This window comes from Aeromicrobium sp. SORGH_AS_0981, assembly GCF_031453195.1.
GTDB lineage: Bacteria > Actinomycetota > Actinomycetes > Propionibacteriales > Nocardioidaceae > Aeromicrobium.
In genome coordinates this window covers 3,133,596-3,153,035 of record NZ_JAVIZD010000001.1, presented here as the reverse complement: position 1 = coordinate 3,153,035, position 19,440 = coordinate 3,133,596, and the positions used below count along the sequence as shown (strand labels likewise).

The following is a 19,440-nucleotide window of genomic DNA, read 5'->3' as shown; positions in this document are numbered from 1 at the left end:
CTCTGTCCCACGAGGCCACCCGGGGTCGAACCTGGTGACATGCTCCTCGTCCTCCTGCTGCTCCTGGCGTGCGTGCCGTCGGGGCTCGGCCTGCGCGCCGTGGCCCGCGACGGCTACGGCATGCGTCCGCCCCCGGTCTCGCGCCACGACCAGGAGGGGGCGCGGACATGGCCCCGATGACCCGCCGCCTCGCCCAGCTCGTGCTCGGCCTGTGGCTCTACGGCGCCACGATGGGCCTGATGGTGGAGTCCGGGCTCGGCCTCGACCCCTGGGACGTGTTCCACGAGGGACTCACCCACCACCTGCCGCTGACCTTCGGCCAGGTGGTGATCCTGGTCGGCGCCGTCGTGCTGCTGCTCTGGGTGCCCCTGCGCCAGCGCCCCGGCATCGGCACCGTGCTCAACGTGCTGCTCATCGGCGTCGCGGTCGACGTCACGCTCGCGTGGCTGCCGACGCCCGACCACCTCGCCGTGCAGGTCACCTTCCTGATGCTCGGTGTCGTGGGGAACGGGCTGGCCGGCGCGCTCTACATCGGGGCCGACCTCGGCACCGGGCCCCGCGACGGTCTCTGGACCGGGCTCGTGCGGCGCACGCGCCGCAGCGTGCGGCTGGTGCGCACGGCACTCGAGCTGACCGTGCTCCTCGTGGGGTTCGCGCTCGGTGGGACCGTCGGGATCGGCACCGTGGTGTACGCCCTCGTGATCGGGCCCGTCGTGCAGCTGTTCCTGCCGCTGGTGCAGGTGCGCCGCGTCCGCGAGCCCCGCGGACTCAGCGTCGCGTCGCGATGACGAGGGACGCACCCTCGTCGATGAGCAGCTCCACCGCGGCGAAGCGCTCGTCGGTGAGCCACTGCTCGCGCACCACGTCGACCTGGCCGTCGACGATCGGCGGCCAGTGGACCGACGGGACGAAGTCGTCGAGCACCGCGATGCCACCCGGCTCCAGCAGGTTCGCGAGGACGTCGATCTGCTCCATGACCTCGCGGACGTCGACGAACAGCAGGGAGAACGGGGCGTGCTCCTCGAGCGCCGACCAGTCGCCCGCCACGATCTCGACGTTGTCGACGTCGGCGAAGATCTGCTGCACGTCGCCGGCGAGCGAGGGGTCGAGCTCGGCGCTCACGATGCGCGCCTCCTTGCGCGCGCCGCTCGAGAGCCAGGCGGAGCCCACGCCCGTGCCGGTGCCGAGCTCGGCCAGCGTGCCGGCCCGCGAGGCGGCGAGCGCGGCCAGGAGGCGGCCGGTCTCGTGCCGCGTCGAGGTGATGAACCCCCGCTGGCGCGCGAGGTCCAGGGACCGGGCGACGAGGTCGGGGATCTCCGCAGGCGCACTCACCCGGTCAGTGTGTCACCGCCGTCACGTCGCGCCGGCGGCGGCGTCTCACCGACCGAGACACACCGCGCGGCCCTCCCGGCGCGGCGACGGACGGCAGGTAGGGTGGTCGCCATCATGCGGAAGCAGCTCGTAGTCATCGCTTGCCGCGGCGGGGCCTCCTAGGGCCACACCCTGCCGCGGAGTCCAGGCGTTGGCCCGACCGTTCCGCAGCAGGTCAGCTTCATCTCTCGTCGGGACCACGACCTGGTCCCCTCTCCTGAACCATCCGGTCATCACCGGGTGACACGACCTCCGTGGAGCCGTCGGGTCGGTGCTGTGCCCGCACCGTCCGGCGTCCGTCACCCGACGGACCGAACCACGCACCACCTCAGGAGAGACCATGAACACCTACCCGATCGAGTGGGGACCCGCCCACCTGCGCGACGACGCCGTGACGCCAGCCGTGGAGCCGGCCGAGCGCCCGGACGACAACTGAGAGCGTCCATCGAGTGAGACCGCGGTTTCAGATCCTGAGACCGCGCCTCCTAGGATGACCCTCATGACGCGCTCCTACACGCTGGCCGTCGTCCCCGGCGACGGCATCGGCCCCGAAGTCACGACCCAGGCCCTGACGGTGCTGAACACCGTCGCCGCGCAGCACGACCTGTCCTTCGACACGGTCGACTACGACCTGGGTGCCCGGCGCTACCACGCGACGGGGGAGACCCTGCCGGACAGCGTCCTGCAGGAGATCCGTGCGCAGGACGCCATCCTGCTCGGAGCCGTCGGCGACCCGAGCGTGCCGTCGGGCGTGCTCGAGCGCGGTCTGCTGCTCAAGCTGCGCTTCGAGCTCGACCACTACGTCAACCTGCGACCGAGCACGCTCTACCCCGGCGTGCCGACGCCGCTCGGGTCCCACGTGACGGAGCGCGGCCCGATCGACTTCGTGGTCGTGCGCGAGGGCACCGAGGGTCCGTACGTCGGCAACGGCGGCGCGATCCGCGTGGGCACGCCGCACGAGCTGGCCACCGAGGTCAGCGTCAACACGGCGTACGGCGTCGAGCGCGTCGTGCGCGACGCGTTCAGCCGGGCCCAGGCGCGGCCGCGCCGCAAGCTGACGCTCGTGCACAAGAACAACGTGCTGGTGCACGCCGGACACCTCTGGACGCGCACCGTCGCGGCCGTCGGCGAGGAGTTCCCCGAGGTCAGCGTCGACTACCTGCACGTCGACGCGGCGACGATCTTCCTCGTCACCGACCCGGGCCGCTTCGACGTGATCGTCACCGACAACCTATTCGGCGACATCCTCACCGACCTCGCGGCGGCCGTCACCGGCGGCATCGGACTGGCAGCGAGCGGCAACGTGAACCCCGACCGCACCGCCCCGAGCATGTTCGAGCCGGTGCACGGCTCGGCGCCCGACATCGCGGGCCAGTCGAAGGCCGACCCGACGGCCGCGATCCTGTCCGGCGCGCTGCTCCTGGAGCACCTCGGCCACCCCGAGGCGGCTGCCCAGATCAGCACGGCCGTGGAGGCTGACGTCGCCGAGCGCGGCACGGCCGCCGGTGCCCAGCCCCGCAGCACCGAGGAGGTGGGGGAGGCCATCGCCGCGCGCGCCAGCGCGGCCGCGGCCGAGGGCGTAGCGGCGGTCTGACCTCCCGCCTCCACCACCTCGAAAGGACTACCGTGTCCAGCATGACCTCCGCACCGTTCGCCCCCACCGTCGAGACCAACCCGGCTGCGCGGACGGACGCCGAACGGCAGGCGATCCTCGCCTCTCCGGGGTTCGGCAACCACTTCACCGACCACATGTTCCTGGCCGAGTGGACGCCCGAGCAGGGCTGGCACGACGCTCGCGTCGTGCCCTACGGTCCGCTGCAGCTCGACCCCGCCACGGCCGTCCTGCACTACGCCCAGGAGATCTTCGAGGGGCTCAAGGCCTACGCCTGGGCCGACGGCTCGGTCCGTGTGTTCCGGGCGGAGGAGAACGCGGCGCGTCTGCAGCGCTCGGCGCGCCGGCTCGCGCTGCCCGAGCTGCCGCAGGAGTGGTTCCTCGGCTCGATCGAGGCCCTCGTGGGCGCCGACCGCGCGTGGGTCCCCGAGGGAGGGGAGACCAGCCTGTACCTGCGCCCGTTCATGTTCGCCTCCGAGGCCTTCCTCGGCGTGCGCCCCAGCCAGCACGTCACGTACTGCGTGATCGCCTCGCCGGCCGGTGCCTACTTCCCCGGTGGCGTCAAGCCCGTCTCGATCTGGCTGTCGACGCAGTACTCGCGGGCGGGCGCGGGCGGCACGGGCGCGGCCAAGTGCGGCGGCAACTACGCCGCGAGCCTGCTCCCGCAGCAGGAGGCCGCGCAGCACGGCTGCCAGCAGGTCGCCTTCCTCGACTCCACGGAGCAGCGCTGGATCGAGGAGCTCGGCGGCATGAACCTGTACTTCGTGCAGTCCGACGGCTCGATCGTCACCCCGGAGCTGTCGGGGTCGATCCTCGAGGGCATCACCCGCGAGTCGATCCTGACGATCGCCCGCGACCTCGGGCACGACGTCGTCGAGCGCCGGGTCAGCATCGACGAGTGGCGTGAGGGCACCGCCGACGGGACCATCACCGAGGTCTTCGCCTGCGGCACCGCTGCCGTGGTCACCCCCGTCGGCGTGCTCAAGTGGGACGGCGGCGAGGCCGTGGCCGGCGACGGCGAGGCCGGGAAGGTCACGATGGACGTCCGCTCGGCGCTCGTCGACCTGCAGTACGGGCGGGCCGAGGACCGCCACGGCTGGATGCGCCGCATCGTCGACTGACGGCCCCGACGACCTGGGTGCCAGGGTGGCCATGGTCACCCTGGCTTACCTATCGGCCTGGACGCTACTATATCGGCGTGAGCGATGATCGAAGCACGAGACGTCCTGTCATGAGTCCGCGACGCACGGGCGCTGCACGTCCCGTGCTCCAGCAGCCGGGGCGCGCGCCCGTCGACCGTCGCAGTCCGCTGCCGGGCCTGACCGGGCTGCGCTGGCTCGCGGCGCTCCCGGTGTTCGCCTTCCACCTCTCCCTCGTCGACTTCGGGCTGAACCCGTTCGCGGACGGCGGCTGGGCACGCACGTACGCCGCGCTGCTCGGGCAGGGCGGATGGACGGGGGTGTCGTTCTTCTTCGTGCTCAGCGGGTTCCTGCTCACCTGGCGGCACTCGGAGAGTCGTGGCACTGCGGCCTTCGTGCGCAAGCGCCTGGTGAAGATCTTCCCGCTGCACGTCGTCACCTGGGCCGTCGCGATGGTCCTGTACGCGTTCGCGCTCGCGGAGTCGCCGTGGCAGTACCTGCCCAACCTCGCGCTCGTCAGCTCCTGGATCCCCGTCCACGACGTCTACCTGTCGGTCAACCTGCCCAGCTGGTCGCTCTGCAGCGAGCTGCTGTTCTACCTGTCGTTCCCTGCGCTCGTCCCTCTCGTCCGACGGGTCCGTGCCGACCGGCTCGCGCTCGGCCTGGCGGCGTGCGTCGCCGGCACCGTCGTCGTCGCGCTCGTCACGATGTCGCTGCCCGACGGACCGGGGGTCGACGGCATGCCGGTGACGAACCTGCAGTTCTGGTTCGGCTACAACCTCCCGCTGCCCCGGCTGCTCGAGTTCGTGGCGGGGATGTTCCTCGCGCGCCTGGTCGCGGAGCGTCGGGTGCCGACCATCCCCCCGTGGGTGGCATGGACCGTCGTGCTCGTGGGCTACGTCGTGGCGTCGCTGGGACCCTTCGTGCTCGGCTTCGTGGCCGTCATGCTCGTGCCGCTGATGATGCTCGTCGTCGCCACGGTCCAGCGCGACCTCGGGGGTCGCGGCACCTGGGTCTCCTCGCGGCCCATGGTCTGGCTCGGCGAGGTGTCGTTCGGCTTCTACATGGCGCAGCAGATCGTCATGTACACGGTCCGCATCACCTTGCAGCACGGGGCCACGTACCCGGTGCCGCTCGCGATCGCGGACTGGCTGCTCATCTTCGCGCTCACGCTGGGCTTCGCGACCGTCCTGCACCGCCTGGTCGAGGAGCCGGCGATGCGTCGTCTCGGGACGCGGCGCCAGGCCCGCGTGGCAGCGGCGGCGGTGGCCCGGTGACGGCCGTCGCGCTGCGCGTCGAGCGGCTCGGGGACGCCGAGTACGTCTGCGCCGGACGCGGTCGGCCGGTGGGTCTCGCGCACGGCGCGTCCGGCGACGTCGACGCGAACTTCTCGCCGCTGCTGGAGGCGCTGGGGGAGCGATGGTCCTTCGTCGGGTCGAGGTATCCGGGCACCGGAGGCTCCGGCCCCGTCCACGACCTGCCGTCGGTCCTGCGTCCTGAGGTGCTCGCCGACCGTCTGGTCGAGGCCCTCGACGCCGAGGGCCACCAGCGCGTCCCGGTGGCGGGGGTGTCCTTCGGCTGCTCGGTCGCGATCGAGACGGCGCTGCGCCACCCGGACCGCGTGTCGGCACTCGTCCTCACCGTCGGGTTCGCCAGGCCCGACGTCCAGCTGCGCCAGATGCTCGGCACCTGGGAGGGCCTGGCGGGCGGACCCCCGGAGCGGCTCGGTGCGTTCCTGCTGTCCCAGCTCGGATCGCCCGACGGTCTGGCGCGGCACGACCGCGCAGGCACCTTCGCGGCCGACGCCCTCGACGCGGGGCGAGGGGTCAACCCGGCCGGGCTCGCACACCTGCGCGCGGCTGCTCAGGTCGACCTGCAGGACCGTCTGGGGCAGCTGCGGGTGCCGACTCTCGTGGTCGTGGCCGGCGCCGACCGGGTCGTGCTCCCCGCCACGACGCGCGAGCTCGCGGCGGGGATCCCCGGGGCCGAGCTGGTGGAGTACCCGGCGGCAGGGCACGTGTTCACCCCCGAGGAGGGTGTCGTCTGGGCACGCGACGTCGAGGCCTTCCTGGCGCGGGTGGACGATCCTCCGGTCGAGGTGTGACCTTCTGCACTCGTGCCGCTGCGACCGCGTGACCGGTCCTATAGTCGCGACATCCCTGCGCTGGCGGGGGAACGTCCACGAGACGTCTGGGGGACGAGGGTGAAGGGCGAGTCGACACGTGTGCTCCGCGCGGTGCGCTCGCGGCTGCGCGACGCCCGCCTGCGTCGCCACCTGCGGGGCCTCCTGCGCCGCCTCGACCTCCCGCTGCCCCTCGAGGTGGGGCTGCTGTGCGAGCGGCTCGGCCAGCTCCGGGGGACGCCCATCGCCCTCCTGGAGTGGGAGCTGGAGCCGACCGGGCCCTCGGGCATGCTCGTCTCGCGCGTCGACGAGGACGTCATCGTCTTCCAGTCGCGCACGTCGCGCGCCCACCAGGCCCACATCATCCTGCACGAGGTCGGCCACATCGTGGCTCAGGACCTCGACGGGGTGGCCCTGCCCCCACCGCTGCTGAGGACCTCGTACACGGCGCGTGACGAGCGCGACGCCGAGATCATCGCCTCGACGATCATGCACCGCGCGCTGTCGATGACGCGCCGCCTGGACCACGTCGCGCAGGTCGGTGGGCGTTCTGTGCAGAGCAGCCTCGTGCTGTGGGACGGCTGGACGTGAACGACCTCGGGTGGGTCGCCGTCGTGACGCTGCTGGTGGGCGCGGCCTGGACGTTGCCCGCGCTCGCGCGACAGAGCTTCCGGGACCCGATGCGGCTGACCCTGTTCACCTCGATGCTCCTGCTCGGGCTGGGCAACCTGCTGTCGCGGCCGCCCGTGATCGCGGCCGTCGACGCCCGGACCACCGTGGGTGCCACCAAGCTCACCTACAACGTGCTGATCCTGGTCGGGTTGTGCCTGATGATCGCCTTCCTGCGCGAGCGACCGCTCGTCGGGGTGCGTGCCCTGCGACGCTGGGAGGTCCTGCTGTGCCTCGCCTGCGTGGGCGGCCTGGTCCTCGTCACGGCGGGCATCGACCCGTCGCTGCGCAACCACACCCTCGCGGCGTCCTCCCTGCAGGACGAGCACGTTCGCGCCTTCTACAACGTCGGCAACACCTACCTCCTGGCCGGCTACGCGGCCTGCGCCGTGCTCGCCTGGCGGCAGACCTGGCGCTCCGTGGGCGTCCTCCGCGCGGCCCTGGCGACGATCGCCGTCGGTCTCGCCGGCCTCGCGCTGAGCTGTGTCGCCCGGCTCGTGTGGGTCGACGTCGTCGCGACCCGACCGGGCGAGGAGCTCTTCGACGACCAGGACGTCCTCGCGTTCGCCCTCGTCGCCACGATCGTGGTGTGCGTCGGGATGAGTCTCCCGGCCGTGCGCAGCGTGCTGGCGATGCTGGCGGAGGTGCGCGGGCACCGTCGCCGGTGCCGGGGGTTGCGCGAGCTCTGGACCCGTCTGGTCGAGATCCATCCCGACCTCGTCCTCGACGGGCTCACCTACCGCGGCCCGGCGGTCGCGACGGGGTACGCCCTCGCGACCTACCGGCGCTACGTCGAGTGCCGTGACGGGCTGGTCCGCGTGGGGGCGCTGGTGCCAGGGGCGCCGGAGGACTCGGCAGGACCGGCCGAGGCTGCCCAGGCGCTCGACGCCGTCCTGCGAGGGGCTCCCGTGGGGGAGCCGGTGGTCTGGGGCGTGCACGAGAGGTACGAGGACGACGTCGATGCCCTCGTGCGTCTCTCGAGCGCCCTGCGCTCGCTGCGGAGCCGGGCGCCGGCCCTGGCCCGGTGACCCGGGGGGTCAGGGCACGAGCACGAGCTTGCCGCGGACGCCGCCTGCCTCGAGTCGCGCGTGTGCCTGACCGGCCGCCTCGAGCGGGAGAGTCTCGACGTCGGGGAGCACGCCCTCGCCGCTCGCCGCGCGGGCGACGACATCCTGGAGGTCCTCGCGCGAGATCTCGACGCTCGTGAGCCGCACGTCGACGCTGGGGTGGTCCTCGGGCGTGGGGGCGCTGAACGGCGTGATGGTCACGAAGCGACCGCCATCGCGTACTGCGTCCACCAGCGTCGGGACGCCCGCGGTGTCGATCACGACGTCGTAGGTGCCGGGACCGATCGCGTCCGGGCTCGTGTGCACGGTGCCCGCGGCCTCGGACTCCTCGAGGCGCACCGCCCACGCGTCCGCGTCGCCCGGTCGGACCAGGAGGTCGGTGGGTCCCTGCCGTGCGAGGAGCCGACCAGCCACGTGGGAGCCGACGCCGCCCTGGGCACCCACGAGCAGGACGCGGTCCTCCGCGCCCAGGTCGGCGAGGCGCAGCGTCTGGACGGCGGTCACACCGGCGAGCGGGAGCGCGGCGGCGACCAAAAGGTCGAGCGACGCCGGCACCGCGACGGCGAAGGCGGGGTCGAGCGCGACACGCTCGGCCATCGAGGCGATCCCGGTGCCCAGGGGTGCGGTCATCGCGGCCACGCGGTCGCCGGCCGCGAACCCCGACCCGTGCGGCGCGCGGAGCACGGTGCCGGCGAGGTCCCAGCCCAGCAGCGTGGTGCCCTCCGTCGGGATCTGGCCCGAGCGGGTGGCGAGGTCGACCGGGTTGACCGCCGCGCCGGCGACCTCGACGAGCAGCAGGTCGTCCCGGTCGGGCTCGGGGACGTCGAGCACCTCGACGACCTCGGGGCCGCCGGGGGCGTGGAAGCCCACGGCCCTCACGGCTGACCGGTCTCGCGTCGCGACGCGTCGAGCGCGTCCATGATGGTGAGGAGCTGGCTGCGTGCCTCCGGCGTGAGCTCGCCGGCGCGCATGGCGATCGAGCGCACCTGACGGTCCGCCAGCGCCTGCGCCCAGCCGGCGTCGTCCTCCTCCTCGCCGGTGAGGGCGGCCATCGAGATGGGCAGCGACGCCGCGCGCGGCTTGAAGTAGTGCACGAGCGCGGAGAGGACGGAGACCGTGGGGTTGGTCTGCGCGCCGCTGCGCAGCGCCGCGAGGTAGCTGCGCGAGATGGTGACGTCGTGCTCGGGGTTCTCGCTGATGGCCTGGGCGACCTCGGCGGTGGAGGGCTCGCGCATGCGGCCGACGGGATCGCGCGTGGCGGCGTCGGCGAACCAGGCGTTCAGGCGTTCGGCGAGGGTCGACATGGTCACTCCCGGGGTGAGAGGTCAGCCGGGGGAACGGCTGCGAGGACAGCGGCGGGGACAGCGGTGGCGGGACCACCGTGGAGGACCGACACGGAGTGGCGTTCCTGTGTTGACAGTATCACACTCGCCATCCACAACTGCTGTGTGCCACTATAGTGGCGTACACGACGATGAAGTGATCGGTCAGCAGGGTGCCACGGAGAAGCACGGTGTCATCCAGCAGCACGGCGACATCCGGCGAGCGGTACCGACCACGACCATCGACGCCACGACGACGGGCCCTCCGCGGGCCGGAGCAGGAGCACCGATGCGCAGCGCCACGGCCCTCACCCAGGGGCTCCACCACCACGTCCACCGCACGCGGGGCGACCTCCCGTCGCCCTCGACCGCCGTCCCCGACCCGACCCGCACGCCACGGCTCGGAGCCGACGCGTCGTGGACGGTCGAGGCGGTGCAGCAGGTCCGCTACCACGTCGTGCGGTCCCAGGGTCTGTTCGACGTCGACAACACGACGCTGCTCGACGGCTGCGCCGACGCGCCCATGGCCGCGGGGGAGCGCCGACTCGTGGTCGTCGACAGCGCGGTCGACGCCCTGCACGGCGACCGGATCCGCACCTGGTTCGACGCCCACGACGTCGCCGCGACGATCGTCGCCCTCCGCGCGGACGAGGAGGTCAAGCAGTGGGACTCCGTCTCGGCGGTGATCGACGCCATGAACGCCTTCGGGATCGACCGGCGCCGTGAGCCGGTGCTCGCGGTCGGCGGCGGCGTGCTGACCGACGTGGTCGGTTTCGCGGCCAGCCTGTACCGGCGCGGCACGCCGTACCTGCGCATCCCGACCACGCTGATCGGTCTCGTGGACGCCGGTGTCGGGGTCAAGACGGGTGTGAACTACGCGGCCGGCAAGAACCGGGTCGGCACCTACGCGGCGGCCAAGGCGACGTTCCTGGACCGCACCTGGCTCAGCACCCTCGACCCGCGGCACGTGTCCAACGGCCTCGCCGAGGTGCTCAAGGTCGCCCTGATGAAGTCGGCGGAGCTGTTCGAGCTGCTCGAGCGCTCGGGCCGCGACCTGCTCGAGGACCGGCTGCTCGGCAGCACGCCCGAGCTGGACGCGGCGGCCGCGACGGTCGTGGCCGAGTCGATCCACCTGATGCTGGAGGAGCTGCAGCCCAACCTCTGGGAGTCCACGCTCGAGCGGTGCGTCGACTACGGGCACACCTTCAGCCCCGTCATCGAGATGCGCGCGCTGCCCTCCCTGCTCCACGGCGAGGCCGTCGCCGTCGACATGGCGCTGACCACCGTGATCGGCGAGCTGCGCGGCTACGTCTCGATCGAGCAGTCGGCGCGGGTCCTGGCCGTCATGCGGCGACTCGGCCTGCCCACCTGGGACGACGTGCTGGGCGAGCCCGGACTGCTGGCGACCGCCCTGCGCGACACCGTGCGCCACCGCGACGGGCAGCAACGGCTCCCCCTCCCCGTCGGGATCGGGGGTCACCGCTTCGTCAACGACGTCACCGATGCCGAGCTGCAGAGGGCGCTCGAGCTCCTGCGCTCGCGCAGCCACCACCACGCGGCCGGGGAGACGCGATGACGACGGCCGTGGTCGTCGGCGGCTCGACGGGCGTCGGTCGCGGGGTCGCCGACGCCTGGGCCGCCGCCGGCTGCCGGGTGCTGACACTCAACCGGTCCCGTCCGGTCGGCCCCGGAGCCGAGCTGCTGGAGCACGTCGAGGTCGACCTGGCCGAGCCCGACGCCGCGCGCGTCGTCCTGCGCTCGCTGCCCGACGAGATCGACCTGCTCTGCTACTCGGCCGTCTACTTCACCGCCGGGCGTGCCCCACTCGCCGAGACGACCGAGCGCGACTGGGAGGCGCAGTGGCGCATCAACGTGCACGGCCTCTGGCTGGCGCTGCACACCCTGCTGCCGGCCCTGCGCCGTGCGGCGCCCTCGGTCGTGCTCAGCATCTCCTCGGAGGTCGTCTACAACGCGGGCCCGATGCGGGCCGGGTACGCGGCCACGAAGGCCGCGGCCCGTGGTCTGGTCGAGTCGCTCGCGCAGGAGGAGGACCCCGACGTCGTGCGCGTCGTCCAGGCCCTGCCGGCGCAGATGGTGGACTCGCCCGGCATCCGGGCACGCCGCCCGGACGACTTCGACTACGCCGACTACATGACGGGCGACGACTTCGGCCCGCTCGCCCGAGACCTCGTGGAGCGACGTGCCGCCGACCTGGCCGGCGAGGTGCTCGTGGTCGACCACGGAGGTGCCTTCCGCCCGCTCGGCGACACGCTGCCGACGTCGCAGAGCCGACCGGCGGGGGTGTCGGCATGAGCGTGCGGCACGCGGAGGCGGACGCGTACCTGTTCGACATGGACGGCACGCTCGTGGACTCCACGTCGGTGGTCGAGCGGACCTGGGCCGACTTCAGCCGGCGGCACGGCCTCGACGTGGAGGAGGTGCTGGCCTACGCGCACGGTCGTCCGACGGCCAGCACGACCGCCCACTTCCTCGAGGACGCCGACGTGGCTGCCGACGAGGCGACCCGGCTGGCCGCCCTGGAGGAGGAGACCGTCGACGGCATCGTCGAGGTCCCGGGCGCGGCGGCCCTCGTCGCCGGGCTGCCCGAGGACCGGTGGGCCGTCGTCACCTCCGCCGGACGACGTCTCGCCGAGCGGCGCCTGGATGCCGCCGGCGTCCCGCGTCCTGCCGTCCTCGTGACGGCCGACGACGTGGCACGGCCCAAGCCCGACCCGGAGGGCTACCTGCTGGCTGCTCGGCTCCTCGGCGTCCCCGTCGACGCGTGCGTCGCCTTCGAGGACTCGGAGGCGGGGGTCCGGGCCGCAGTCGCGAGCGGAGCCCGCACGGTCGTGGTCGGCACGTTGTCGTCGCACGACGGGGCCCTGCAGCGCGTCCTCGACCTGCGCGGACCCGACGTCCCCGGCGTCGCCACGACCACGGGGGTCCGGTCGTGACGGCGCTCGACACGCGCCTCCGCGTGACGGACGCGCGTCCGACCGCGACCTTCGCGGTCGACGTGGGCGGCACCTGGACGAGGAGCCGGCCCCTGGAGGACGGCGCACCCACCGAGCGGGTCCCGACGCCGAGCGTCCTGCGGTGCCCGGGGGTGCCCGTCGCGGTGCTGCGCGACGACCTCGTCGCGCTGCTCGCCGGCCTCGCACCGCCGGGTGCGTGCGTGGCGGTCTCGCTCGGTGCCGCCCTCGACGAGCGCACCGGGATCGTGCACGGCTCGGCGCCGCTGTGGGGGGCGGCCGCCGACCCCGTCGACCTGGGCGCCGCACTCGCCCGACGCCGTCCCGATGTCGGGTGGCACCTCGTCAACGACGTCACGGCCGCCGTGACCGACCTGGCCGTGCGTCACGCGCCCGTCGGGGCGCGGCACGTCGGCTACCTGACCGTCAGCAGCGGCATCGCCTACCGGTGCCTCGACGTCCCGCGCGCACGGATCGAGGTCGACGAGCGCGGGCTGCAGGGCGAGGTCGGCCACCTCGTGGCCCAGGTCGACGCCGAGGACGCCGACCTGCTGCGCCTGCGCTGCGAGTGCGGGGGAGCGGCCCACCTCGCCGCGATCTCCTCCGGCCCGGGCATCGCCCGGCTGGTCGTGCAGCGTGCGGGTGCCACGTCGGACCCGGTCGCCAGGCTGCGCGCGGGCCTCGGTGCGGGGGAGGGCTGGGCCCAGGGGGTCCTCCGCTCCGCCGTGGCCCCCGTCGCGGCCCTCGTCCGGACCCTGTGGGGCCCTCGACCCGCACCTCGACCTGCTGGCGGTCGGCGGTGGCGTGGTCGAGGGGCTCGGCGCCGCGTACGAGCGCACGCTCCGTGAGCTCCTGACCGTGCCCGCGTCGTACGCGGACCGTCCGCGCGACGACGCCTGGCTCGACGAGCACCTGCGGTGCTGCGCACCCGGCGAGGTCGACCTCCTGGCCGGTGCGGCCGCAGCCGTGGCCGGGGCGGCGGAGGCGGTCCGATGACTCAGGGAGCCCTCACGTCGGGACGCCCCAGCGCGCTGGTGAGCGTCGGGCACCACCGCGCCCTCGTCCGCACGCCCGGGGGCCTGCAGCTGCGCAGCGTCCCGACACCCACGCCGGGACCGGGCGAGCTGCTCCTGGCCCCGGAGGTCGCCGGGGTGTGCGGCACCGACCTGCAGATCCTGCGGGGGCTGCGTGCCGACCCGGCCGCGGTGCTCGGGCACGAAGGGGTCGCTCGCGTCGTCGCCGTCGGACCGACGTCCGACGCCGCGACGCCGCGCGTCGGGGAGCGCGTCCTCGTCGACCCGACGCACCCGGGCGACGACACGTTCCTGCTCGGCCACAACGTCGCAGGCCTCTGGGCGGAGCGGGTGCTCGTCCCGGCCTCGGCCGTGCGCGACGGGCTGGTGGTGCGAGCACCCGACCCCGGGCCCGCCACGCCGGCCGGTCCCGACCACGACGCGGCGGTCGTGGCCGCCCTCGCCGAGCCGTTGTCCTCGGTCCTGGAGGGACACCGCGTCGCGACCGCCGCGACCGACGCGTCCGTCGGCACACCGTCGACGCTCGTCGTCTGGGGCGGCGGGGTGATCGGTCGGCTCGCCGTGCGCTGGTGGCGGCACCGGCACCCCGGCCTGCGGGTGCTGCAGGTGCACCGTCCCGGTGAGCCGCCGCTGCTGCCGGAGCCGGGCACGCTCGCGCTCCCGGCGGACGACCGCGACCTCACCGAGGTCCTCGTCGGGCTCACCGGACCCGTCACCGCCGTCGTCGCCACGCCACGCACGGCGTCGCTCGGGGCGGTCGCCGCCCTCGTCGGGCTCTGCCGTGCCTCGTTGACGATCGACCTGCACGCCGGTCTGCCCGCCGGTCCGGTGCGCTGGCACGGCGTCGAGGACGCCGTCGACCTCGCCGCGCTGCGGTCGCAGAACCGTGCCGGCCGACCCGCCGAGCCGGTCGCCCGCACCGTCACGCGCCGAGGAGCGGCGCCGGTGACGTTCGTCGGCCACCGCGGCGTCGCCCCCGCCACCCTCCAGCGGGCGGCCCATGTCGTCTCCGGCGACCCGACGGCGTGGTCCGACCTGGTGACGCACCACGTGACGCTCGACGACGCCGCGCGTGCGATCCGCGCCATCGTCGACGGCGAACGCCGCGTCGACGGGCGTCCCGTCCTCAAGCTCGCCGTCAGGATCTCGCGATGAGCGCGGGCGACGTGGCCGTGGCCCAGTGGCGCATCGCGCCCGAGCACCGCGACGCCGTGGCCGGCGCGTTGGCCGCGGGGACCCGTCGCGTCCAGCTCGACGTCGGCGGACCCGGTCGCGGCCCGACCCTCGACGACGCCGTGCTCACGGAGCTGCGCCGTCGGGGTGCGGTGGTCGACGCCCTCGCGGTGAACCGCGCCAACGACCTCGGCCTGCACCGCGACGGACGTCCGTCGTCGGAGTGCCTCGACCTGCTGCTCGCGACCATCGGGCTCGCCCGCCGGCACGGTGTCCCGGCCGTCCACGTCCCGAGCTTCCGGGCGAGCGCGATCATCGATGCCGCGTCGTTCACCGCGACGGCACAGGTCCTGGCGCGCTGCGCGGACGAGGGCGGGCCCGACCTGCTCGTGCTGACCGAGTCGACGCTCGGCGCCGACGACGCCGTCGCCCTGGTGTCGTCCGCGGGGGCGCCGACCGTCCGCGTGGTCGCCGACACGGGCAACCTGGTCGACGCCGGTCACGACCCGGCCACCTTCGTGGCCACCTGTCGCGACCACGGGGTGCTGGCGCCCGCGATCCACGTCAAGGTGCCGGCCGGCGTCGAGCCCGGCGACGTCGCCACCCGGACCCGCACGATCCTCGCGCAGGTCGGCGGGCACGTGCTGCTCGAGAACGACTACCGCGGCCGGGCCGACCTGCTGGCCGCCGACGTCGCAGCCGCCCGCGGACGCGACACCGCGCGCTGGCCGGCCCCAGACCCCGGTGGCGCAGACCCCCGCGGCCCAGATCCCCACGGCCCAGGCCCCCGCGGCCCCGACCTGGGTGCCCCCGTCGCCCGATCCCTGGACCACCACCGCTCGACCCTCCCGCGCACCCGCCCGACCGAAGGAGCGTCCCGATGACCGCCACCGCCCTGCTCGACGAGCGAGCCGCCCAGCAGCGTCCGCGCCCAGGGGTCCGTCTGGACTCGCTGACGGGACTGCGCTTCCCCGCGGCGCTCGCGGTGCTCCTGTTCCACAGCGCGCTCCCCGAGCTGCCGCTCTTCGCCGACCCCGGGGTCCAGCAGGGCTACTACCACTGGCTCTCCCAGGCCGGCGGCCTCGGCGTGACCTTCTTCTTCCTGCTGAGCGGGTTCGTCCTGACCTGGTCGGCGAGCGCCGGTGACCGCCCGGCGTCCTTCTACCGCCGACGGTTCGTCAAGATCCTGCCGTTGTACTACATCACCGCGCTGCTCGCCGTGCTGGTGATGCACGCCGGGTCGGTGCCGTGGCGCGACCTCGCCGCCTACCTGACCATGACGCAGGTCTGGCCCCCCGACTACCCGCTCAACTTCTCCGTGCTGGCGCCGGGCTGGTCGCTCGCGACGGAGGCGTTCTTCTACCTGACCTTCCCCCTCCTCGTGGGCCTGGTGGTCGGCCGGGGGACCCGACGCGCCGCGACCGTGCTCGTCGTGTCGGTGCTCGCCGTGGTGGCCGTGCCGCTCCTCGCGACCCTCCTGCCCGAGGGGAGCCAGCGGCTCTCGAACGAGCCCGACGTCTCGGGCCTGCAGTACTGGTTCGCCTACGTGCTGCCCCTGACCCGGCTCCCCGACTTCGGCGTGGGCATGGCGCTCGCGGTGCTCGTGCGCGCCGACGCGCTCCCTCGGCTGTCCCTGCGCTGGTCCTTCGCCGCCCTGGCCGGGGCCTACGTGCTCGCGCTGTCCGCGCCGGTCCTGCTCGCGCAGCGCGCCGTGCTGGTCGTGCCGTGCGCGCTCGTGATCGCCGCGGCCGCCCAGCGCGACCTGGCCGGTCGGCCGTCGGTGTGGCGTGCCGGGCCGCTGCGCTGGCTCGGCGAGATCTCCTTCGCCTTCTACCTGCTGCACTTCATCGTGCTCGACGCGCTCGACACGCACGTCCTGCACGGCCCGACCGACTCCGTCCCGGCGGCGGTGGCGTACCTGCTCGGTGCCGTCGTGCTCACGGTCCTGGGCGCGGGGGCGCTCTACCGCTGGGTCGAGATGCCCCTGGTCCGCGCCTACGGCGGACGCACCGTGCGCGGCCTGCGACCTCGCCGCAGGGTCGAGCCGCGGGCCGCGAGGACGTCGACGGAGCCGATCGGACCCACGTCCGTCCGCAGCGTCCTGCTGCCGGGACCGCGCGAGGTGGCGGTCGTGGAGCGGCCCGCCCCGGTCCCGGGGCCGGGGGACCTGCTGGTGCGGGTGCGCCTGCTCGGTCTGTGCGGCACGGACCTGGGCTTCTACGACGGCAGCAGCTCCTACCTGCACGACGGTCTCGCCGCCTACCCCTTCGTGCCGGGGCACGAGTGGACGGGCGAGGTCGTGGCCGTCGGAGCGGGGGTGGAGGACACCTGGGTCGGACGTCGCGTCGCCGGGCACAACATCCGGGCGTGCGGGCGGTGCGAGCACTGCGCCGCACGACGGATCACCCACTGCCCCGACCGTCGCGAGATCGGCGTGCTCGGTGACGGCCCCGGGGCCGCGGCGGACCTCGTCGTCGTGCCGGTCTCGACCGTGGTGGCCGTGCCGGACGCGTTGTCGGACACGTCGGCCGCGCTGCTGGAACCGGCGTCGGCCGCCGTCCACGCGATGCACCGGGTCGACGTCAGCGCGGGGGACCGCGTGGCCGTCGTCGGTGCCGGCACGTTGGGCCTCGTGGCCGCGCAGGCCGCCCGCGCCCGGGGAGCCGACGTCCTGGTCGTCGAGCCGAGGAAGGAGGCGCGCGACCTCGCGGCGAGCCTCGGGCTCGTCGCCGTCGAGCGCCCCGGCGCGACGCACGGCGAGTCCTTCGACGTCGTCGTCGAGGCCTCCGGGTCCACCGTGGGCCTGGTGTCGGCCATCGGTCTGGCCGCCTCGGGTGGCCGGGTGGCCCAGCTCGGCACCCCGCACCACGCGGTCGACGGCGTCCCCGTGGCCGACCTCGTCGTCCGCGACCTGAGCGTCGTCGGCGTCCTCTCCGGCGTCGGGCACTGGGAGGAGCTGGTCGACCTCGTGGTCGCCGGGCACGTCGACCTCGACGCGATGGTCGACCGCGTGGTCCCGCTCGAGGACGTCCGGTCCGCCTACGAGCGCCTGGCCGACCCCCTGCGGGTGCGTCCGAAGGTGCTGCTCGACTTCCTGTCCCACCCCACCACCGAACCGTCCTGAGGAGGACCCATGAAGATCTACGTCGTCCACGGCTACTCCGCCGCCCCGCACGACCACTGGTTCCCCTGGCTCGCCGAGAAGCTGCGCGCGGAGGGCCACGTCGTGGAGGTGGTGCCGATGCCCGACTCCACGAACCCGTCCCGCGACGCGTGGGAGCGCACGCTCGACGAGCACGTCGGCGACGTCGACGAGGACACCCTGGTCGTGACGCACAGCCTCGGCACGGTCACGGTGCTGCGCTGGCTCGCCGCCCGCCCTGCGCCATGGCGCCTGCGGGGCCTCGTCGCCGTCTCCGGGTTCCAGGGACCCATCGCCGCCGTTCCGGAGCTCGACGACTACCTCGCCGAGCCGCTCGACCCCGCGGACCTGGAGCGGGTGTCCGGGGCGATCGACGCGCGCGTCGGCATCTACTCCGACGACGACTCGATCGTGCCGCCGGCGGCGTCGAAGGCGTTGGCCGCGCAGCTCGGCGCGCGCACCCGCGAGGTCCCGGGCGGCGGTCACTTCCTCGCCGACGAGGGCTTCACGGAGCTGGCCGAGGTCCTGGAGGCCGTCGAGGACCTCACGCGGTGACCGCGCTGCGGCTCGGCCTGCTCGGCGTGGCGACGTTCGTCTACGTCACCTTCGAGCTGCTCCCCGTGGGCCTGATCGGCGACATCGCGGAGGACCTCGACGTCTCCCAGGGGCGGGTCGGGCTGCTCGTCAGCGGGTACGCAGTCGTGGCGGGGCTCTGCACCATCCCGGGTGTCCGTCTGGTGGCGAGGTGGCCACGTGCCCGGGCGGTCCAGGGCGCCCTGGCCGTGCTCCTCGTCGCCGCGGTCGTGGCGACCGTCGCGACGAGCTACCCGGCGATGGTGCTGAGTCGGGTGCTCGCGGCGCTGACCCACGGCATCCTCTGGTCGCTCGTGGCCCCGGCGGCGGCCTCGCTCGTGCCGCGCGAGCGTGCGGGCATGGCGACGGCCGCGGTGTTCGGCGGCGCGACGGCGGCGTCGGTGGTCGGGTCGCCGCTGGCCACCTTCGTGGGGGAGGCGACGGACTGGCGCGTCGCGGCCGGCGGGCTCGCCGCCCTGGTGGCGCTGACGCTCGTGGGGCTCGTTGTGACCCTGCCGGCGGAGCCGTCGACGCCGCAGTCGTCCGAGGGAGCGCACCTGCTGGACTCGGCGGGTCGCGGGGACGGGCTGCACCGGCTGCTCGGGCCGGCCGCCGGATCGTTGCTGGTCCTCTACGCGCTGGCCGTGGTGGTGGTGTCGGCCCACTTCACGTCCTTCACCTACGTCGCGCCGATCGCCCGCCGGGCGCTGGACGGGGTCGACGTGCCCCTCCTGCTCGCCGGCTTCGGCGTGGCCGGGGCGGTGGCGACCCTCGTGGTCGGCCGGGTGCTCGACGCCCGGCCGGTGGGGAGCACCGTCACCGCGGTCGCCGCCATGCTGGTCGGGACCGCGGGCCTGGCCGCCGCGCTGTCGCTCGGTGGTGCGGACTCGTCGCTGCTGGTGGGGCTCGTGCTCTTCGCGTCGGTGGCGGTCTGGGGAGCGGCCTTCGCCGCCATCGGCCCCTGCTACCAGGCCGGCGTGATGCGCCTCGCCGGCGAGCACGTCGACACCGCGTCGGCGGTCTACGTGACGTGCTTCCAGGTGGGGATCGCCACCGGGTCGGGACTCGGTGCGCTGCTCGTCGGGATCGACGTCGGGGTGCTGCCGGTCGTGTCGGCGGTGGCGTGCGCCGTCGCCCTCGTCCTGACGCTCCTGCGACGCGACGTGTACGCCGCCAGGAGCACCGTCGGGACGCGCGCCTGACCGCGCCTCACCGGCACGCCGCGATGTGGTGAGATAGCTGTG

Annotated in this window: 21 protein-coding genes; 18 read left to right on the top strand and 3 right to left on the bottom strand. The window is 74.1% G+C overall.

Annotated elements, in window-relative coordinates:
- Positions 1–39 precede the first annotated feature (39 nt).
- A complete protein-coding gene (locus tag QE370_RS15590) occupies positions 40–180 on the top strand; it encodes a hypothetical protein (RefSeq protein WP_253026152.1) in 141 nt (46 codons plus the stop codon).
- Positions 168–788, top strand: a complete 621-nt coding sequence (locus tag QE370_RS15585) for a hypothetical protein (protein WP_309634907.1) — start codon at positions 168–170, stop codon at positions 786–788. Before QE370_RS15590 ends, QE370_RS15585 begins: the two co-directional genes overlap by 13 nt.
- On the opposite strand, the gene QE370_RS15580 is transcribed toward QE370_RS15585, so the two are convergent.
- Positions 769–1,332 carry an O-methyltransferase gene (locus tag QE370_RS15580; RefSeq protein ID WP_067856479.1) on the bottom strand — a complete coding sequence of 188 codons (564 nt, stop codon included), beginning with the start codon at positions 1,330–1,332 and terminating at the stop codon, positions 769–771. The genes QE370_RS15585 and QE370_RS15580 overlap by 20 nt on opposite strands.
- Before the next feature lie 538 nt (positions 1,333–1,870).
- On the opposite strand from QE370_RS15580, the gene QE370_RS15575 reads away from it, so the two are divergent.
- From QE370_RS15575 to QE370_RS15550, 6 genes are all read left to right on the top strand, one after another.
- On the top strand, positions 1,871–2,965 hold the full coding sequence (locus QE370_RS15575; RefSeq protein ID WP_253026148.1) for a 3-isopropylmalate dehydrogenase: 1,095 nt from the start codon (positions 1,871–1,873) through the stop codon (positions 2,963–2,965).
- Between the two features lie 41 nt (positions 2,966–3,006).
- A complete protein-coding gene (locus QE370_RS15570; protein WP_253026146.1) occupies positions 3,007–4,104 on the top strand; it encodes a branched-chain amino acid aminotransferase in 1,098 nt (365 codons plus the stop codon).
- A 110-nt stretch (positions 4,105–4,214) separates the two neighbouring features.
- Positions 4,215–5,399 (top strand): acyltransferase, encoded by a 1,185-nt coding sequence (locus QE370_RS15565; RefSeq protein ID WP_253026144.1) that lies wholly within the window; start codon positions 4,215–4,217, stop codon positions 5,397–5,399.
- Complete coding sequence (locus tag QE370_RS15560; RefSeq protein ID WP_253026142.1) at positions 5,396–6,226, top strand: alpha/beta fold hydrolase; 831 nt, start codon at positions 5,396–5,398, stop codon at positions 6,224–6,226. The genes QE370_RS15565 and QE370_RS15560 overlap by 4 nt, the downstream gene beginning before the upstream one ends.
- 99 nt (positions 6,227–6,325) lie before the next feature.
- On the top strand, positions 6,326–6,835 hold the full coding sequence (locus tag QE370_RS15555; protein WP_253026140.1) for a hypothetical protein: 510 nt from the start codon (positions 6,326–6,328) through the stop codon (positions 6,833–6,835).
- Positions 6,817–7,941, top strand: a complete 1,125-nt coding sequence (locus QE370_RS15550; protein ID WP_253026138.1) for an MAB_1171c family putative transporter — start codon at positions 6,817–6,819, stop codon at positions 7,939–7,941. The genes QE370_RS15555 and QE370_RS15550 overlap by 19 nt, the downstream gene beginning before the upstream one ends.
- A 9-nt stretch (positions 7,942–7,950) precedes the next feature.
- On the opposite strand, the gene QE370_RS15545 is transcribed toward QE370_RS15550, so the two are convergent.
- Positions 7,951–8,859, bottom strand: a complete 909-nt coding sequence (locus QE370_RS15545) for a zinc-binding dehydrogenase (RefSeq protein WP_309634906.1) — start codon at positions 8,857–8,859, stop codon at positions 7,951–7,953.
- On the bottom strand, positions 8,856–9,284 hold the full coding sequence (locus tag QE370_RS15540; RefSeq protein ID WP_309634905.1) for a hypothetical protein: 429 nt from the start codon (positions 9,282–9,284) through the stop codon (positions 8,856–8,858). The genes QE370_RS15545 and QE370_RS15540 overlap by 4 nt, the downstream gene beginning before the upstream one ends.
- Positions 9,285–9,591: 307 nt before the next feature.
- Here QE370_RS15540 and QE370_RS15535 point away from each other — a divergent pair, with 307 nt between their 5' ends.
- From QE370_RS15535 to QE370_RS15490, 10 genes are read left to right on the top strand one after another with little or no spacing between them, the layout of a single operon-like run.
- On the top strand, positions 9,592–10,878 hold the full coding sequence (locus QE370_RS15535; protein WP_253026124.1) for a sedoheptulose 7-phosphate cyclase: 1,287 nt from the start codon (positions 9,592–9,594) through the stop codon (positions 10,876–10,878).
- On the top strand, positions 10,875–11,615 hold the full coding sequence (locus QE370_RS15530; RefSeq protein WP_309634904.1) for an SDR family NAD(P)-dependent oxidoreductase: 741 nt from the start codon (positions 10,875–10,877) through the stop codon (positions 11,613–11,615). The genes QE370_RS15535 and QE370_RS15530 overlap by 4 nt, the downstream gene beginning before the upstream one ends.
- The gene (locus tag QE370_RS15525; RefSeq protein WP_309634903.1) at positions 11,612–12,256 is read left to right on the top strand and encodes an HAD-IA family hydrolase; all 645 of its coding nucleotides are present in this window, start codon (positions 11,612–11,614) and stop codon (positions 12,254–12,256) included. The genes QE370_RS15530 and QE370_RS15525 overlap by 4 nt, the downstream gene beginning before the upstream one ends.
- Positions 12,253–13,122 carry a hypothetical protein gene (locus QE370_RS15520; RefSeq protein WP_309634902.1) on the top strand — a complete coding sequence of 290 codons (870 nt, stop codon included), beginning with the start codon at positions 12,253–12,255 and terminating at the stop codon, positions 13,120–13,122. Before QE370_RS15525 ends, QE370_RS15520 begins: the two co-directional genes overlap by 4 nt.
- A 10-nt stretch (positions 13,123–13,132) precedes the next feature.
- The gene (locus QE370_RS15515) at positions 13,133–13,270 is read left to right on the top strand and encodes a hypothetical protein (RefSeq protein ID WP_309634901.1); all 138 of its coding nucleotides are present in this window, start codon (positions 13,133–13,135) and stop codon (positions 13,268–13,270) included.
- Complete coding sequence (locus tag QE370_RS15510) at positions 13,267–14,463, top strand: alcohol dehydrogenase catalytic domain-containing protein (RefSeq protein WP_309634900.1); 1,197 nt, start codon at positions 13,267–13,269, stop codon at positions 14,461–14,463. Before QE370_RS15515 ends, QE370_RS15510 begins: the two co-directional genes overlap by 4 nt.
- On the top strand, positions 14,460–15,365 hold the full coding sequence (locus tag QE370_RS15505; RefSeq protein WP_309634899.1) for a hypothetical protein: 906 nt from the start codon (positions 14,460–14,462) through the stop codon (positions 15,363–15,365). Before QE370_RS15510 ends, QE370_RS15505 begins: the two co-directional genes overlap by 4 nt.
- Positions 15,362–17,605, top strand: a complete 2,244-nt coding sequence (locus QE370_RS15500) for an acyltransferase family protein (protein WP_309634898.1) — start codon at positions 15,362–15,364, stop codon at positions 17,603–17,605. The genes QE370_RS15505 and QE370_RS15500 overlap by 4 nt, the downstream gene beginning before the upstream one ends.
- A gap of 9 nt (positions 17,606–17,614) precedes the next feature.
- Positions 17,615–18,178 (top strand): alpha/beta hydrolase, encoded by a 564-nt coding sequence (locus QE370_RS15495; RefSeq protein ID WP_253024809.1) that lies wholly within the window; start codon positions 17,615–17,617, stop codon positions 18,176–18,178.
- Complete coding sequence (locus QE370_RS15490; protein ID WP_309634897.1) at positions 18,175–19,398, top strand: MFS transporter; 1,224 nt, start codon at positions 18,175–18,177, stop codon at positions 19,396–19,398. Before QE370_RS15495 ends, QE370_RS15490 begins: the two co-directional genes overlap by 4 nt.
- The last annotated feature ends 42 nt before the right edge of the window (positions 19,399–19,440 follow it).

Coding starts and splice junctions, on each gene's coding strand:
- QE370_RS15590 (WP_253026152.1), top strand. CDS start 40: ATGCTCCTCGTCCTCCTGCTGCTCCTGGCGTGCGTGCCGTCGGGGCTC.
- QE370_RS15585 (WP_309634907.1), top strand. CDS start 168: ATGGCCCCGATGACCCGCCGCCTCGCCCAGCTCGTGCTCGGCCTGTGG.
- QE370_RS15575 (WP_253026148.1), top strand. CDS start 1,871: ATGACGCGCTCCTACACGCTGGCCGTCGTCCCCGGCGACGGCATCGGC.
- QE370_RS15570 (WP_253026146.1), top strand. CDS start 3,007: ATGACCTCCGCACCGTTCGCCCCCACCGTCGAGACCAACCCGGCTGCG.
- QE370_RS15565 (WP_253026144.1), top strand. CDS start 4,215: ATGAGTCCGCGACGCACGGGCGCTGCACGTCCCGTGCTCCAGCAGCCG.
- QE370_RS15540 (WP_309634905.1), bottom strand. CDS start 9,284: ATGTCGACCCTCGCCGAACGCCTGAACGCCTGGTTCGCCGACGCCGCC.
- QE370_RS15535 (WP_253026124.1), top strand. CDS start 9,592: ATGCGCAGCGCCACGGCCCTCACCCAGGGGCTCCACCACCACGTCCAC.
- QE370_RS15530 (WP_309634904.1), top strand. CDS start 10,875: ATGACGACGGCCGTGGTCGTCGGCGGCTCGACGGGCGTCGGTCGCGGG.
- QE370_RS15525 (WP_309634903.1), top strand. CDS start 11,612: ATGAGCGTGCGGCACGCGGAGGCGGACGCGTACCTGTTCGACATGGAC.
- QE370_RS15510 (WP_309634900.1), top strand. CDS start 13,267: ATGACTCAGGGAGCCCTCACGTCGGGACGCCCCAGCGCGCTGGTGAGC.
- QE370_RS15505 (WP_309634899.1), top strand. CDS start 14,460: ATGAGCGCGGGCGACGTGGCCGTGGCCCAGTGGCGCATCGCGCCCGAG.
- QE370_RS15500 (WP_309634898.1), top strand. CDS start 15,362: ATGACCGCCACCGCCCTGCTCGACGAGCGAGCCGCCCAGCAGCGTCCG.
- QE370_RS15495 (WP_253024809.1), top strand. CDS start 17,615: ATGAAGATCTACGTCGTCCACGGCTACTCCGCCGCCCCGCACGACCAC.